We start from the raw sequence: 14,831 nt of genomic DNA on the forward strand, positions 1-14,831 counted from the left end.
ATCTTAATAGGAGATACATAGATGGCAGATAAGAAAGCCACAGTCCATATTGATGGGCTAGATCCAATCGAACTTCCAATTTATCAAGGTACTGCTGGCCAAGATGTAATTGATGTACGTACACTCGGCTCACATGGTCACTTTACTTATGACCCAGGTTTCATGTCGACTGGTTCTTGTGAATCTACCATCACTTACATCGATGGTGGTAAAGGTGTTTTATTACACCGCGGTTACCCGATCGAGCAGTTAGCAGAGAGCTCTAACTACGTTGAGTTATGTTACTTACTATTAAACGGTGAGTTACCAACTAAAGAGCAATACGATGATTTTGCTACAAAAATCACTCGTAGCACGATGCTAGATGAAAAAATCGCAAACTTCTTCCAAGGTTTCCGTTTTGATGCACACCCAATGGCAATGCTATGTGGTGTGGTTGGTGCATTATCTTCTTTTTACCATGAAGATCTTGATATCACTGATGCAGTTCAACGTAAGACAAGCGCTATTAAATTAGTTGCTAAATTACCAACGATTGCGGCAATGGCATACAAAACAAACATCGGTCAACCGTTTGTATATCCACGCAATGATTTAAGCTATGCAGAAAACTTCTTACACATGATGTTCTCTGTACCTGCTGAAGAATACAAAGTAAACCCAGTAACAGCTAAAGCAATGGATAAAATCTTTATGCTTCATGCTGACCACGAACAGAATGCTTCAACGTCAACAGTTCGTTTAGCTGGTTCTTCTGGTGCTAACCCTTATGCATGTATTGCTGCGGGTATTGCATCACTTTGGGGCCCTGCTCACGGCGGCGCTAACGAAGCATGTTTAAACATGTTAGAAGAAATTGGTTCAGTTGATCGCATCGACGAATATGTAGCAAAAGCAAAAGATAAAGCGGACCCTTTCCGTCTTATGGGCTTTGGTCACCGTGTTTACAAAAACTTCGACCCACGCGCAACAGTAATGCGTCAAACATGTCATGAAGTTTTAGCAGAGCTTAATATTCAAGATCCATTGCTTGATATTGCAATGAAACTTGAGCAAATTGCACTTGAAGACCCGTACTTTGTTGAGAAGAAACTTTACCCTAACGTAGATTTCTACTCAGGTATTATCTTAAAAGCGATTGGTATTCCGACAAGTATGTTCACTGTAATTTTTGCAATGGCACGTACTGTAGGTTGGATCTCACACTGGGACGAGATGCTTTCTCAGCCTGGTCACAAGATCAGCCGTCCGCGTCAGCTTTACACAGGTGAAACAACACGTGATTATAAAGCTACAGACAAGCGCTAAGCTTTAAAGTTAGTTTTAAAAGGCCGCTTTTGCGGCCTTTTTTATTACATGCTACTTGAGAATTATCTTAAACAGATTACAATTCCTGCCCGAATTGATTAACTTTATGAGCCTATGTCTGTGTCCTCGTTTGATCCTAAAAAAATCCGTAATGATTTCCCTACTCTAAATCAGACAATCAATGGCAATCCTTTGGTTTATTTAGACTCAGCTGCAACAACACAAAAGCCACAATGTGTGATTGACGTCACCAGACAGTTTTACACCTCACAGAATGCAAATGTTCACCGCGGTCGTCATACGCTAAGTGAGCAAGCTACAGCGGCTTATGAGCAAGTACGTCAACGCGTTGCTGATTACTTTCAGGTAAGCGGTAATGAAATTGTCTGGACTAAAGGCGCTACTGAGGCGATTAACTTAGTTGCACATGGCCTAAGAAATACATTAACAACAGACGACACCATTTTAATTAGCCCAATCGAGCATCACGCGAATATTGTGCCGTGGCAAGAACTCGCGGCATACACTGGTGCAACGTTAAAAGCGTTGCCACTTAATGACAATGCCACTTTTGATATCAAACAGTGCTGTGACGTGATTAAACACACCAAACCTGCACTTCTTGCAATCACTCACGCCTCTAATGCGCTGGGCAATATTACCGATTTAACCCCGCTGATAACTGCTGCGAAGGCTGTAGATACGCTAACTTTAGTCGATGGCGCACAAGGCGCTCTACATTTAAGACCTAATTTGACAGCGCTTAATTGTGATTTTTACGTGTTTTCAGCTCACAAAATGTTGGGGCCAACAGGATTAGGCGGTTTATATGGCCGCTACAGCGCACTTAATGCATTATTGCCTTATCAAACAGGTGGTGAAATGATTGAAAAAGTGACCCTAACGCAAAGCACTTATCGTGACGCTCCCGCTAAATTTGAAGCAGGAACCCCAAATATAGCCGGTGTTTTAGGCTTTGGTGCGGCACTTGAGTATTTAATGGTGCTCAATCAGCAAGAATTAAAAGAGTATGAACAGCAGGTGTTTATTTATGCAGCAAACGCACTGATGGAAATAGATGGTATTTGCATCTATAGCGACCTAAAATCGAACATTGGTACATTATGCTTTAATTATAAAAATGAACATCCGTATGATCTGGCAACTTTACTTGACGGTTATGGTATTGCAGTACGAAGTGGTCATCATTGTACGCAGCCATTAATGACTCATTTGCAACTAAATGGCTCACTAAGAGCAAGTTTTGCATTTTATAATACGACCAAAGATGTAGACCATTTTATTACTGCACTCAAAGAATGCATCGCTTTATTAGACTAAATTGGATAAATAATGACACTCACATACCAACTAGTAAGTAAAAAAATTGAACACAGTACAAGCTGGCAACAGAAGTATCGTGAAATTATGTTACTTGGCAAAACACTACCGCCGTTAGCCGATATACTAAAAACAGATGATGCGCTAGTCCAAGGCTGTGAAAGTAAAGTATGGATGTTTGTTGAGTTTGATTTGACAGAAAATGCATTGGTTGTAATTGGTGATTCTGATACGCGAATAGTAAAAGGATTATTAGCGTTAATTTTAGCGCTGTATAACGGTTTGACACCTGAAGAGGTATTAAGCGTTAATGCCTATGAAGAATTTGAAAAGCTCGGCTTAATTAGCCACTTAAGCGCTTCTCGCGGCAATGGGATAAAAGCTATGGTGGAAAAAATACAAACTTTAGCTAAACAAAAAGCGCGTTAAGCGCTTTTTTAACAATATGATGTGTAATCTGTAATTAAATGTTCAAGCGTGTACGCTTATCTAAATATTTTCTTACTGCTTTAGCGGCAACAAAAAAACCAAAACTACCGGTGATCATCGTCACCGAACCAAAGCCATTATTACAATCCATATTCATACTACCATCTGCATTTTGTTTCGCATGGCACACACTGCCATCACTACCGGGATAAACAAGCTGCTCTGTTGAATACACACAGTCAATATTAAATTTACGTTTTGGATTAGAGCTGAAATTATACTGCTTACGCAAAATATAGCGCACCTTTGCAAGCAATGGATCTTGAGTCGTTTTTGCCACATCTCCAAATGTAATTTGACTTGGATCAGTTTGCCCACCTGCACCGCCCGTGGTAATTATAGGCATTTTATTACGCTTACAGTGCGCGATTAACGCCGCTTTTTCTTTTACCGCATCAATGCAGTCAATAACATAATCAAAACCTTGAATATGCTGTTGAATATTTTCTAGTGTTATAAAATCGTCAATAACATTAACTTTACACTCAGGGTTGATAAGCTCGCAGCGTGCCTTCATGGCATCCACTTTTGCTTCCCCTATCGTGCCTGTTAACGCATGAATTTGACGATTAACATTGGTTGCGCATATATCATCTAAATCTATTAGAGTAATTTTGCCCACGCCGGTGCGCGCTAATGCCTCTGCAGTCCAGCTGCCAACGCCACCTATACCAACAACACAGAAATGTGCCTGTTGTAACCATTCAAATTGCTGTTGACCATATAGTCGTTTAATACCACCAAAGCGGATATCAGTTACTTGTTCACTCATTTACCAATCCAATTTCCAAGGCGTTTGCCAAGAATCAAAATCTTGATGTTTTATTAATTGCGCATATTCCACTCCACACTCTGGCAACAGAGTGTGTTGTATTTGTTCCCCAGCCCACTCAAAGTCCAGCGCAAATGCATGCAAATAGGTGCGATCAGCGGCACTCCCAGAATAACTAGCATCGCCTAATATAGCGGCACCTATACTCTTTAATGCCACCCTAAGCTGGTGAGTTTTTCCTGAATATGGTTTCAATAAGTAAGCTCTAAATCCGCTTTTAAAGCTAAACGAATAAAAACGCGTAATAGCGGGGTTACTCTGTGAGTTTAATAATTTATACGTGCCACGGCGAGACTTAGCCATATCACCTTTAACCCAGCCTTGCTTTTTTTTAGGCTTGGTATCACTGACCGCTAAATAAAACTTGTTAATAGCATGCTGGGTAAATAACTGCGTAAACTCAGCTGCAGCAGCCTTGTTCCGTGCGAGTATAATCAAGCCTGAAGTGACCTTATCTAAACGGTGTACCGCAAATAGTTTTTCATTTAACTGCTGTTCAGCACTTACCACAAAACCGGGGCCCTCTTCAGAATGAAAATTTAGGCCTGCCGGTTTATTTATGATGTAAAAATCATCATGCGTGTACTGCACTATTAATACAGGCGTTTGTGGTTTATTCACGCGAGTTTACTTTGAATATGGGCAACCACTTTAGCTAAATCCTCTGGTGTATCTACTCCTGCATGAGGGGTCACTAAAGCTTGTTCTATTTTAATTGCATAACCATGGTATAGCACACGTAACTGCTCTAACGACTCAAGAAGTTCTAATGGCGAAACACTTAATTCAATATATTGCTTTATAAACCCTGCGCGATACGCGTAAATACCCACATGGCGTTGAAAAGGCGCTAAATTAAGTGGTTGCTGCTCAGCCATCATGGCGCTTCTATCAAATGGGATACTCGCTCTTGAAAAGTACAAAGCATTTTTATTTATATCACTGACAACTTTAACCGCATTAGGATTAAACACTTCATCACGCTCTTCAATAGCAACGCTTAAGGTTGCCATTGGTGCCGTTGATTGCGCTAATAATGTTGCCACTTGTGATACGTTATCAGGCGACAGCAAAGGTTCATCACCTTGTACATTTACCACGATAGTATCATCGGCTAAATTAAGTAAATCCACTACTTCGGCTAAGCGCTCTGTGCCTGATTGGTGATCTTCACGTGTCATCAAAACATTACTAGTAAAACGTTTAGCAGCATCAAACACTCTTTGATGGTCGGTAGCAATAACCACCTTGCTGGCTCCTGACAAACAGGCTTTTTCATACACATGCTGTATCATTGGTTTGCCACAAATATCAGCAAGTGGTTTACCTGGTAAACGAGTAGAAGCGTAACGCGCAGGGATAACAACTACGAATTCCACTTTTCTACCTCTTCAAGGGTCAATTCACGGGCTTCATTTTCAAGTAGTACAGGAATATCATCACGTACCGGGTAAGCTAGTTTTGCTGCTGTGCTGATCAGCTCTTGGTTTTCTTTATCAAAGCGCAACTTACCTTTACACACAGGGCAAGCAATAATTTCGAGTAATTTTGTATCAAAGGCCATGGTGGATCCCTTTTTCTTTTAATAATAAATTTAATGTGTTTATTACTGCTGCAGTTGGTTGAGCGTCAACCGGCAAGTAATACCAATTTGGCTTAGCAAAGTCACGACACTTAACTGCATCTTTTTCTGTCATTAATATACAGTCCTCACCAAATTGAGCAAAGTCATTGGCGGTATAAGCATAATGGTCGCGAAAATGATGTGTTGATAACAACGCTATACCTTGTGCTTTTAATGATGCTTCAAAGCGCTGAGGGTTACCGATTGCACTTACAGCATGCGCTGTTTCTATAGCCGTTGTTATCTCAGTATTATCAGCAACACGTTTAATAATTGATGGCTGCAAGCGATAGCTAAATTCATGTTCAGAACCATTTTCAATGACTAAATCAACACTGTTTAAACGAGAAACCGTTTCGCGAAGTGGTCCTGCTGGCATTAAAAAACCATTACCAAATTTTCTTTCGCTATCAACAATACAACATTCAATACTGCGTGCCATTTTGTAGTGTTGCATGCCATCATCAGAAATAATTACATCAAGCTGAAACTGATGATTGAGCATTTCTATATTCTGCTGTCTATTTGGCCCCACAACTAACGGACATTGTAAACGGTTAAATAAAAGTACCGGCTCATCCCCTGCTTCTAAAGTCGTCGTATTGGCAGTTACTAATAATGGGTAATGGGCTGCTTGCCCACCATAGCCGCGACTAATTAAACCAACAGATAAGCCTTGAGCGGTTAAGTAATCATGTAGCCACAATACAAATGGAGTCTTACCATTGCCGCCAACACTTATATTGCCAACAACAATTACTGGAGTATTACTAACAAATGGCTTAAAAACACCCACTTCGTAGAAATATTTGCGCACTAGAGCAACACAGCCAAAAATAGCTGACAGTGGTAATAACAATAAGGTAATTAAGCTAAAAGGTTTGTACCAGCTTTGCTCTATTTTACTCACCCCTGCTCACCAAACTGCATTTTACAAAGAGCTGAGTAGGTACCATCGTTAGTCAGTAATTCAGTATGCGTACCACTTTCTATCACTTTACCGTTATCAATCACATAGATACGGTCACTATTTTCAATAGTCGATAGCCTATGAGCGATAACAATGGAGGTTTTATCTTTCATTAATATATCAAGAGCATGTTGGATAAGCTTTTCAGACTCAGTATCCAAGGCCGAGGTCGCTTCATCTAAAATTAAAATAGGCGCGTCTTTTAAAATAGCACGGGCAATCGCAATACGTTGACGTTGCCCGCCTGAAAGCATTACCCCATTCTCGCCAACCATAGTGTTAAGTTGCTCAGGTAAGTCTTTTACAAACTCCCACACATGGGCTTGTTTTGCAACGTCATGAAGCTCTTCGATAGAGATTTCGCGTTGTAAACCATAACAAATATTATTGGCAATCGTGTCATTAAATAGCACCACTTGTTGCGACACTAACGCAAATTGACGGCGAAGATCAGTAAGCTTATATTCATTAAGAGCAATGCCATCGAGTAAAATTTCGCTTGGCGCTTCTAAGTCATAATATCGGGGTAACAAGTTAGAAATAGTCGATTTACCCGAGCCAGAGCGGCCAACAAGGGCAATACTCTCACCGGCTTTTATGTTCAGTGATAAATCGTTAAGCACGGCTTCATCCTTGGTTGGGTATTTAAAGGTCACATTTTTCACCTCAATATGCCCTTTTACCTTATCAACCGAAAAGGTGCCCGTGTCTTTTTCAATTTCTTCATCTAACACTAAAAAAACACTCTGAGCAGCTGAAATACCTCGCTGTAGATCACTGTTTACATTGGCAAGTTGCTTTAATGGGCGTAGTAACATCATCATCGAGGAGATGAGTACGACAAAATCCCCAGAGCTAATGCTGTCTATCATAGAGGGCATCGACACAACCCATAAAATAACAGCCATAGCACTAGCAGCCAAAATTTGAATCATAGAGACACTTAGCGCTTTAGTCGCATCCATCTTGATACGTTGTTGGCGGTTATGATTATTAATTTTAGAAAATTGATCAATTTCTTGTGTTTGCCCACCAAAGCCATGGATCACTTTGTGACCACTGAGCATTTGTTCTGAACTACGGGTAACTTGTCCCATCGCTGACTGAATATTTTTCGAGATATGACGAAAGCGTTTAGACACCACAGCTACTATGATAGCCACAAGCGGGATAATAACTAAAAAGATTAACGACAACTGCCAACTGGTATAAAACATCACAGCGAGTAAAAACACCACAAAAGCGCCTTCACGCACAACAATAAGCAGTGCTTTGGTGATTGCTTGTTGAACTTGCTCGGTGTCAAAGGTGATTTTAGAAATCAAATCGCCGGTTGAGTTTTTATCATGAAACGATACCGGTAAGTGTAAAATGTGTTCAAACAATTCTTGGCGCAGCGCCCTCACGACTTGTGAGCCTACATAGCTTAAACAGTAAGATGACATAAAGTTAAATACGCCACGCCCGATAACCAGCGCAATAACCACAAATGGCGCATAAGTAAGTACCTGGCTGTTACGCTCGTTTAAACCTTCATCGATAAACGGCTTCATCAGTTGAATGAATAATGCATCCATACCTGAATAACCTATCATTCCTATAATCGCGACGATGGCAATCGACTTATAAGCGCCAACGTAAGAAACAAGCCGTTTATATATTTGTGTAGTACTTTGTTCCATAACACTCTCTAAAACCAGTAACAGCCCCTATTGTATCCTTAGCAACAGCAAAACAAAACGTCAATCTTTGATAAACCAATAACTTTCCGCCCCTCTTGCGGTACTCAGCTCTAAGTGTTTAGCATAAAAATCAACCCGAATTTGTCCTACATCACCGGTGCTATATTGTTTGGCGTTTATTTTATTGTAACGCTTAACTACCGCTTTACTTGGAAATTGCCACTGGCCTTGATACGCACTTGAATGAATCACAAGTGTTGGGTTTACGGCCTCGATAAACTCGACACTGGAAGAGCTATCACTGCCGTGATGAGGACTTAACAAAACGGTACTTTGTAAATCATGCCCTTGTTTAATTAATTTAGACTCCCTCGCCTTTGATATATCACCAGTGAGAAGCACACTATGGTTTGCACTTGAGACTTTAACAACACAGGAATTATCATTACGGTTATTAAACTCATCTTTTGAAAAGGTTTGAATACTCAAGCCTTGAAAGTCTATTTTTGTCGCTATGCAGTCTTTATATACACCACTTGGATGAAAATAATCCAAGCTCCATGCATAACCGGCTTTTTTAAAGTGCGCAACGCCTCCTGCATGGTCGTTATCTTGATGGCTTACAATCGAGTTAGTTACTGTTAGGTTATGAGCATTAATATAGGGTAGTAAAACACTAGTGACACGACTAAAGCGATTAAAATAACTCGGGCCAAAATCATAAATAAACGCATGTTTATCTTTTTCTATCAGTACCATTAAACCGTGGCCTACATCAAATACGTTTAACTGCCAAAGGCTGGTTTGCGTAAAGTAATAGTTAAAAAGCAAAGTCAAAATCGGAATGCAGGCTAGTAAGCGAAGCTCAATAAAATAAAGTAAGGGTACAACACTATAAAGCAGCACCACGGTGGTTATACTTACCTGTCCTACATTAAGCCAACGTATCTGCTGAGGTATTGCCTGCAACATTTGATACAAGTTGGTCAGTGGAAAATCATATAACACAATAAATGCATGCCAATCGGTTAATAACCCCAGCAACACGCTTAAAAATAAAGCAGGCATTAATACAAAAGATAAAATGGGAATAGCCACAAGATTTAAAACTAAACCCACTAAACTCACGCCATTGAAAAAGTATAATGACAGGGGTAATAAGCCAATAAATAATCCCAGTTGAATAATAAATAATGTTCGCATATTGGACAGTAGTGAGTGACCCCGAAGTGGAAACTGCTTTAAAACCATAAAAATAATACATACCGCTAAAAACGAAAAGTAAAGACCTGGATTTAGTACACTAAATGGATTAACCGCTAAAATAATAACCAACGCATATAAAATACTGCGCCATCTCAATGATTGCTTTGCCAAGTAATAAAGCAACAAATAACAACCCAGCATAATTAAAGCGCGAGTTGCGGAGATGATAAAATCACTCAAGTAAACATATATGAATGCCACTACAAAGCCGACAGCGCTATAAACAATAGAAACATTTATGCCTTGATTTAGTTCAGGTTTAACCAACTTAAGACAAAAACGTGTAACAAAATAACAAAAACCAAACACTAAAGAGATATGCAACCCAGAAATGGCTAATAAGTGACTTAACCCAAGACTCTGCATTAACCGCTTTTGCTCGAATGTCATCAATGACTTATCGCCGGTTAAAAGTGTATAATATAGCCATTTAAGCTCAGCATTATTTACCAGCTTTTTTACATAGGCTCTATAAGCTGACACGGTATTATTTTTTTGAGAGCTTTTAATATTAAGCTGCTTATTGAGCACTGTACCTTTAAAGGCTATCTTTTGTGTAAAAGCATAAAGCTGATTATCAAAAACAGTAAAATTTTTAATAGTTCTATAATTATTCAGTCTCACTTGGGCATTAAAAGTATCACCAGATTTAATTGGTTGTGCAAAATTGATACTTAATAAGGCATAAGGTGCCCTAAAGTGACTATATTCACTATCTTCTAAATGGGTTATTTTAGCTTTTATATATTGGGGAGGCGTAGCAGAGATAACCTCTTCGACCACCACACCGACAGAATAAGCATATTTTTTGTGCTGTTCAGGTAACTCAAATGAATAAAACAAGATAAAATGTGCGGCTACACAGCAAATACCGCAAATAAAGCCTAACAATACAGTTAAAAACGGCTTAAAATACGTGCTCACAATAAGGATTGAAATTGTGATAACTGTAAACTCAAGGGTTTGATAATAAAATACGGTAATAACGACACCGATAACAAACCCAAGACTCATCCACACAGACGTAAATGGTTGCTTTAAATGGCTAAAAAAACGATCCAACGGTTTTTACCTGATCCAAATAAAATTAGACATCACAAATCACTAAGGATATTTGGTCGTCTTTTACATGATGCTAACCTTTGGCATTTAAATCGACGCTCAGCACGCGGTGCCTTTGCCGTTGGACTTTTTTTTGCATTCATCCCTGTTCCTTTTCAAATGGTGCTAGCAGCTGCCGCAGCCATAATCTTAAGAGTTAATTTGCCTATTTCTGTTGCTTTGGTGTGGATCACCAACCCACTTACAATGCCACCTATTTTTTACGGCTCATACTTGGTTGGTACATTAGTACTAAATCAACCTGAGCAGCATTTTGCGTTTGAGGCTAGTTGGGCGTGGTTTATAGAAAGCCTTACTACCATTGGCCCTGCTTTTTTAGTGGGTTCGCTTGTGTGCGCATCTATTGCCAGTGTTATTGGCTATTTTGGTATTGATTTAATTTGGCGTCGCTCAGTAAGAAAAGCTTGGATATCTAGAAATAACTAGCGACTACTTCATCAAGTACTTCTGTTAATATTACTATAGACAAAAAAAAACCAACTTAACAAGTTGGTTTTTTTATAAACGAATAGTAGTACTTAGAAACGAAAAACGCGTCTTAATCCAACTAAAGGTAGCAGTAATAAACCAAACCATGAGAAGCTGGCTGAGCTACGTTCATAAAACTCTGCATCTGGGGCTTTACAATTTTCAACTTCACCATTAGCAATCGGTGAAAGTTTTACTGCAACAGCAACACTTTCATATTGAATGTTACCATTTATGTCGGTTATGACCTCACCTAGTGAGTCTAATTTTTCAACCGTTTTAGTTGCCACACCAAATACTTCATTATTTTCGTTGATTGATTTCGCCTCTACCATTTTATAACTAAAGCTACTTTCACCATCACTGTCAAAACATGGTAGTAGATTATTTAGATTAGTGATTTTGTCATCACCAATTTTATAAATAAACGCTTCTGAACGCCTTGTACTCGCTGTATCACCAACATCACCTTCGCCTACAATATAACCTTGATTATTAATATCATTTGCATATGAGCTTGAGCTAATAAAATAATCTTCAGGAAACACCGTCTTGTTTGTATTTATATCGTGGTAAAAGAGTTTGTTTCTTAAAGAGCCTTCAATGCGTTTAGTAGCATAACCTGCAATAATGTCATTATCATTGATTGCAAATGCTTTACCTCCTTCCCAATCATCTTGCTGGTTTATAAAGTCAACTACCTCACCGTCTTTAAAATAAGTTGGCATACTGTAGATTCTATTATCGTTGTCAATATCTCGGGTATCTGAAGACCCTACAGCAATACCATTACTATTCACAGCTAATGCAATACTATTAAATGGAGTTCTGTCTTCATCTTCTTCCGGAGTAAGCGCTAAACCTAGCAACTCTGTTGAAGTCACATTATAAGTGCTGTCTAGAGTCCATTTAACCGCTGTTTTATTAAACACACCTCGCGTATTTCGAGAATTAATTAACTCTATACAAGCCATAACTGGCTCATCAAGGCCATCACAATTGTCTGTAATTGTGGTTTGTCTCTCAGCAGGAATACTGACCGATACATTACCAACAACAATGTAACCAGTGTCAGTGGCAACAATATCAGATGCTTTACTAGTCCCACCGTGTTCAGTAAATTCTGGTAAAAGCGGCACTTCAACACCACCAGCAGAGATTAAAATTCCGCGCTCTATAAACTCACGAGTAAACCACGTTTCTTCATCAGTTTCGCCATCTGGTGTAAAGCTCACTTTATCAAATGCTGCACTTCCCCAACCAACCGTAGTACCGTCTTGCGCTACACCTGTATAAAAGTTACTTACTGATCGAGTTAGCCCATCATAATCAAGTGAAGATTCATCGAAAAGAGACTGCTCAGTTATTAAACCGTTATTATAGCTTGTAGCAATAAGCGAACTGATTTTTTGATATTCAAAATCTTCAGACCGAGAAGATAGAAAGCCAACCATAAAAGTATGTGCGTCAGCATTAGTGTAAACAGCATCATTATTTTCTATATCATCGAGGGTAAAGGTTATTTCTTTATCAATGTTTTCAAACCTTTTAACTTCGGTGTCGTATGCGCTCTTTATTATATTATCTGTAAAGTCGATATAACTAATATCAATAGGTAGGTTAAACAATCCGTTAGCTTGACCTATAATATGGCCGTTTTCACTCACATCAGTAACATAAGTATGTTTGGCAGCTTCAAAGTCACCTAATTCGGTTAACTGGTACGTTGCACTTAATGCTGATGTACTCAGTGTGGCTAAAACACTGGCCGCGAGTAATTTATATTTCATTTTATTCCTTACTACTGATTCTTTAATTCTTCAAGTTCTTCCCAACGCTCAAAAGCGGCTTCAAGGTCAGACTCAAGTTGGGCTAAATGGTTCAATTCCTTGGCTGTTATATCACTGTCTTGCTTGAAAAAATCTTCATGACTTACTCGTTCTTGTTGTTTTTCAAGTTCAGCTTCAAGTTGCTCCATTTTATTAGGTAGTTGCTCTAGTTCAAGTTTTAATTTGTAAGAGAGTTTATTTGCTTTGTTATTGCTTTTAACTGGCGTTGGCTCTGTTTTTTCAACTTTTTTGACTGGCTGCTTTTGCAACTCTTCGTGCTGCTCCGCCAAATAGTTGGTATAAGCTTCATAATCACTGTAGCCACCAACTATATCAGTAACTTTGCCGTTACCTTCAAATGCCCAAACACTCGAACAGGTATTATCAATAAACTCTCGGTCGTGACTTACTATAAGCACAGTACCTTGATATTGGTTAATAATATCTTCAAGTAGCTCTAATGTTTCTATATCTAAGTCATTGGTAGGCTCATCGAGCACTAATATATTTGAAGGTTTCAAAAATAACTTGGCTAATAACAACCTGTTTTTCTCACCACCTGAAAGTGCTTTTACCGGTGTACGAGCACGTGCTGGCGGAAATAAAAAGTCTTGTAAATAGCCTAACACGTGACGTGAGCGTCCGCCCATCATCACTTCTTGCTTACCTTCAGCAACGTTATCTTGAACGGTCGCTTCTTCATCAAGCTTCTCACGGTACTGATCGAAATATGCAAACTCTAAGTTAACACCTTGCTTTATTTCACCACTGTCTGCTTTTAAATCACCAAACAATAATTTTAATAGCGTTGTTTTACCAATACCATTAGGCCCCACCAAACCAATACGATCGCCACGCATCACTAAGGTAGAGAAATCATCAGCTATCACTTTGTCTTTAAATGCATGATTTAAGTGTTTAGCTTCAAATACTAGTTTACCTGAACGATCCGCTGTTTCGATATTGAAATCAGTTTTACCTACTTGTTCCACACGTTGTTTACGTTCATTACGTAATTGTTTCAGCTCACGAACACGGCCTTCATTACGGGTTCGACGGGCTTTAACACCTTGGCGGATCCATGCTTCTTCTTCCGCTAAGCGTTTATCAAACAATGCATTTTGTGTTTCTTCTACTTTTAAATCATGCGCTTTTTGTTCTAAGTAAGTTGCATAATCACCAGGATAAGAAATTAGTTTACCGCGATCTAAATCTAAAATACGTGTAGCAACAGCTCGAATAAATGCACGGTCATGCGATATAAATACAATACCGCCTTTAAATTCTTTTAGGAATTGCTCTAACCACATTACACTTGTCATATCCAAGTGGTTAGTAGGCTCATCGAGCAGTAATAAATCAGGCTCACTCACTAAAGCACGCGCTAATGCAACTTTACGTAACCAACCACCTGAGAGCGACTCAAGTTTCGCATCAGGAGTTAGCTCTAATTGAGTAAGTACAAGTTGAATTCGGCTATCAAAACGCCAGCCATCTGCCGCCTCTAATTTATTAGATAAACGCTCTAATTTATTTAATAGTTGATCAGTGCAATCTGTTTGCAATTGTGTGCTTACATGATGAAAGTCAATAAGTAAATTAGCAATTTCGGGCATACCTTGGGCAACGTAATCAAATACAGTGCCGCTAGCCCCTTTAGGTGGATCTTGCTCTAAACGCGATATTTTTAAGCTACCAACTTGGTTTATTTCGCCATCGTCAAGTATTACTTGACCGTCGAGTACTTTTAAAAGCGTTGATTTACCTGCACCATTGCGACCTACAATACACACACGTTCGCCACTTTCTATTACTGCATCTGCATTATCAAGTAATGGGTGTGTACCGTAAGCTAATTGTGCTTTTGAAATTCTAATTAAATCCATAGTTAATCTTTACT

At 39.1% G+C, this 14,831-nt stretch carries 13 protein-coding genes; 4 read left to right on the top strand and 9 right to left on the bottom strand.

Annotated features, from left to right (window positions below):
• The first annotated feature begins 21 nt into the window (after nt 1–21).
• The 3 genes from ACNSN2_RS07510 to ACNSN2_RS07520 all read left to right on the top strand — a co-directional run bounded on the left by ACNSN2_RS07510 (nt 22) and on the right by ACNSN2_RS07520 (nt 3,078).
• The gene (locus tag ACNSN2_RS07510) at nt 22–1,308 is read left to right on the top strand and encodes a citrate synthase (RefSeq protein WP_010390127.1); all 1,287 of its coding nucleotides are present in this window, start codon (nt 22–24) and stop codon (nt 1,306–1,308) included.
• A 114-nt stretch (nt 1,309–1,422) separates the two neighbouring features.
• Nucleotides 1,423–2,649 carry a SufS family cysteine desulfurase gene (locus tag ACNSN2_RS07515; protein WP_418608988.1) on the top strand — a complete coding sequence of 409 codons (1,227 nt, stop codon included), beginning with the start codon at nt 1,423–1,425 and terminating at the stop codon, nt 2,647–2,649.
• Nucleotides 2,650–2,661: 12 nt separating this feature from the next.
• Nucleotides 2,662–3,078, top strand: a complete 417-nt coding sequence (locus tag ACNSN2_RS07520; protein ID WP_010390129.1) for a SufE family protein — start codon at nt 2,662–2,664, stop codon at nt 3,076–3,078.
• Between the two features lie 34 nt (nt 3,079–3,112).
• Here the strand turns inward: ACNSN2_RS07520 and tcdA are convergent, their stop codons facing one another.
• The 7 genes from tcdA to ACNSN2_RS07555 are packed head-to-tail and all read right to left on the bottom strand — an operon-like array spanning nt 3,113 to nt 10,574.
• Nucleotides 3,113–3,910, bottom strand: a complete 798-nt coding sequence (tcdA, locus tag ACNSN2_RS07525) for a tRNA cyclic N6-threonylcarbamoyladenosine(37) synthase TcdA (RefSeq protein WP_418608990.1) — start codon at nt 3,908–3,910, stop codon at nt 3,113–3,115.
• Complete coding sequence (locus tag ACNSN2_RS07530) at nt 3,911–4,591, bottom strand: TIGR01621 family pseudouridine synthase (RefSeq protein WP_054201002.1); 681 nt, start codon at nt 4,589–4,591, stop codon at nt 3,911–3,913. It abuts the gene before it with no gap.
• Nucleotides 4,588–5,349, bottom strand: coding sequence for a 3-deoxy-manno-octulosonate cytidylyltransferase (gene kdsB, locus ACNSN2_RS07535; protein ID WP_054201003.1), 762 nt, complete (start codon nt 5,347–5,349; stop codon nt 4,588–4,590). The genes ACNSN2_RS07530 and kdsB overlap by 4 nt, the downstream gene beginning before the upstream one ends.
• Nucleotides 5,337–5,534 carry a Trm112 family protein gene (locus ACNSN2_RS07540; RefSeq protein ID WP_010390133.1) on the bottom strand — a complete coding sequence of 66 codons (198 nt, stop codon included), beginning with the start codon at nt 5,532–5,534 and terminating at the stop codon, nt 5,337–5,339. The genes kdsB and ACNSN2_RS07540 overlap by 13 nt, the downstream gene beginning before the upstream one ends.
• Nucleotides 5,524–6,504 carry a tetraacyldisaccharide 4'-kinase gene (gene lpxK / locus ACNSN2_RS07545; protein ID WP_418608993.1) on the bottom strand — a complete coding sequence of 327 codons (981 nt, stop codon included), beginning with the start codon at nt 6,502–6,504 and terminating at the stop codon, nt 5,524–5,526. Before lpxK ends, ACNSN2_RS07540 begins: the two co-directional genes overlap by 11 nt.
• The gene (msbA, locus tag ACNSN2_RS07550) at nt 6,501–8,246 is read right to left on the bottom strand and encodes a lipid A export permease/ATP-binding protein MsbA (RefSeq protein ID WP_418608995.1); all 1,746 of its coding nucleotides are present in this window, start codon (nt 8,244–8,246) and stop codon (nt 6,501–6,503) included. The genes lpxK and msbA overlap by 4 nt, the downstream gene beginning before the upstream one ends.
• A gap of 60 nt (nt 8,247–8,306) precedes the next feature.
• Nucleotides 8,307–10,574, bottom strand: coding sequence for a DNA internalization-related competence protein ComEC/Rec2 (locus ACNSN2_RS07555; RefSeq protein WP_418608996.1), 2,268 nt, complete (start codon nt 10,572–10,574; stop codon nt 8,307–8,309).
• On the opposite strand from ACNSN2_RS07555, the gene ACNSN2_RS07560 reads away from it, so the two are divergent.
• Nucleotides 10,554–11,060: a DUF2062 domain-containing protein gene (locus tag ACNSN2_RS07560; RefSeq protein ID WP_010390140.1), complete on the top strand. Its 507-nt coding sequence runs from the start codon at nt 10,554–10,556 to the stop codon at nt 11,058–11,060. The two genes, ACNSN2_RS07555 and ACNSN2_RS07560, sit on opposite strands and share 21 nt — an antisense overlap.
• A 92-nt stretch (nt 11,061–11,152) precedes the next feature.
• On the opposite strand, the gene ACNSN2_RS07565 is transcribed toward ACNSN2_RS07560, so the two are convergent.
• Entirely contained in the window at nt 11,153–12,892 is a 1,740-nt protein-coding gene (locus ACNSN2_RS07565; protein ID WP_418608998.1) for a DUF3466 family protein, read from the bottom strand.
• An 11-nt stretch (nt 12,893–12,903) separates the two neighbouring features.
• Complete coding sequence (locus tag ACNSN2_RS07570; protein ID WP_418608999.1) at nt 12,904–14,817, bottom strand: ABC transporter ATP-binding protein; 1,914 nt, start codon at nt 14,815–14,817, stop codon at nt 12,904–12,906.
• Nucleotides 14,818–14,831: the final 14 nt, after the last annotated feature.

The organism is Pseudoalteromonas sp. US3C1013, assembly GCF_048401115.1.
GTDB lineage: Bacteria > Pseudomonadota > Gammaproteobacteria > Enterobacterales > Alteromonadaceae > Pseudoalteromonas > Pseudoalteromonas undina.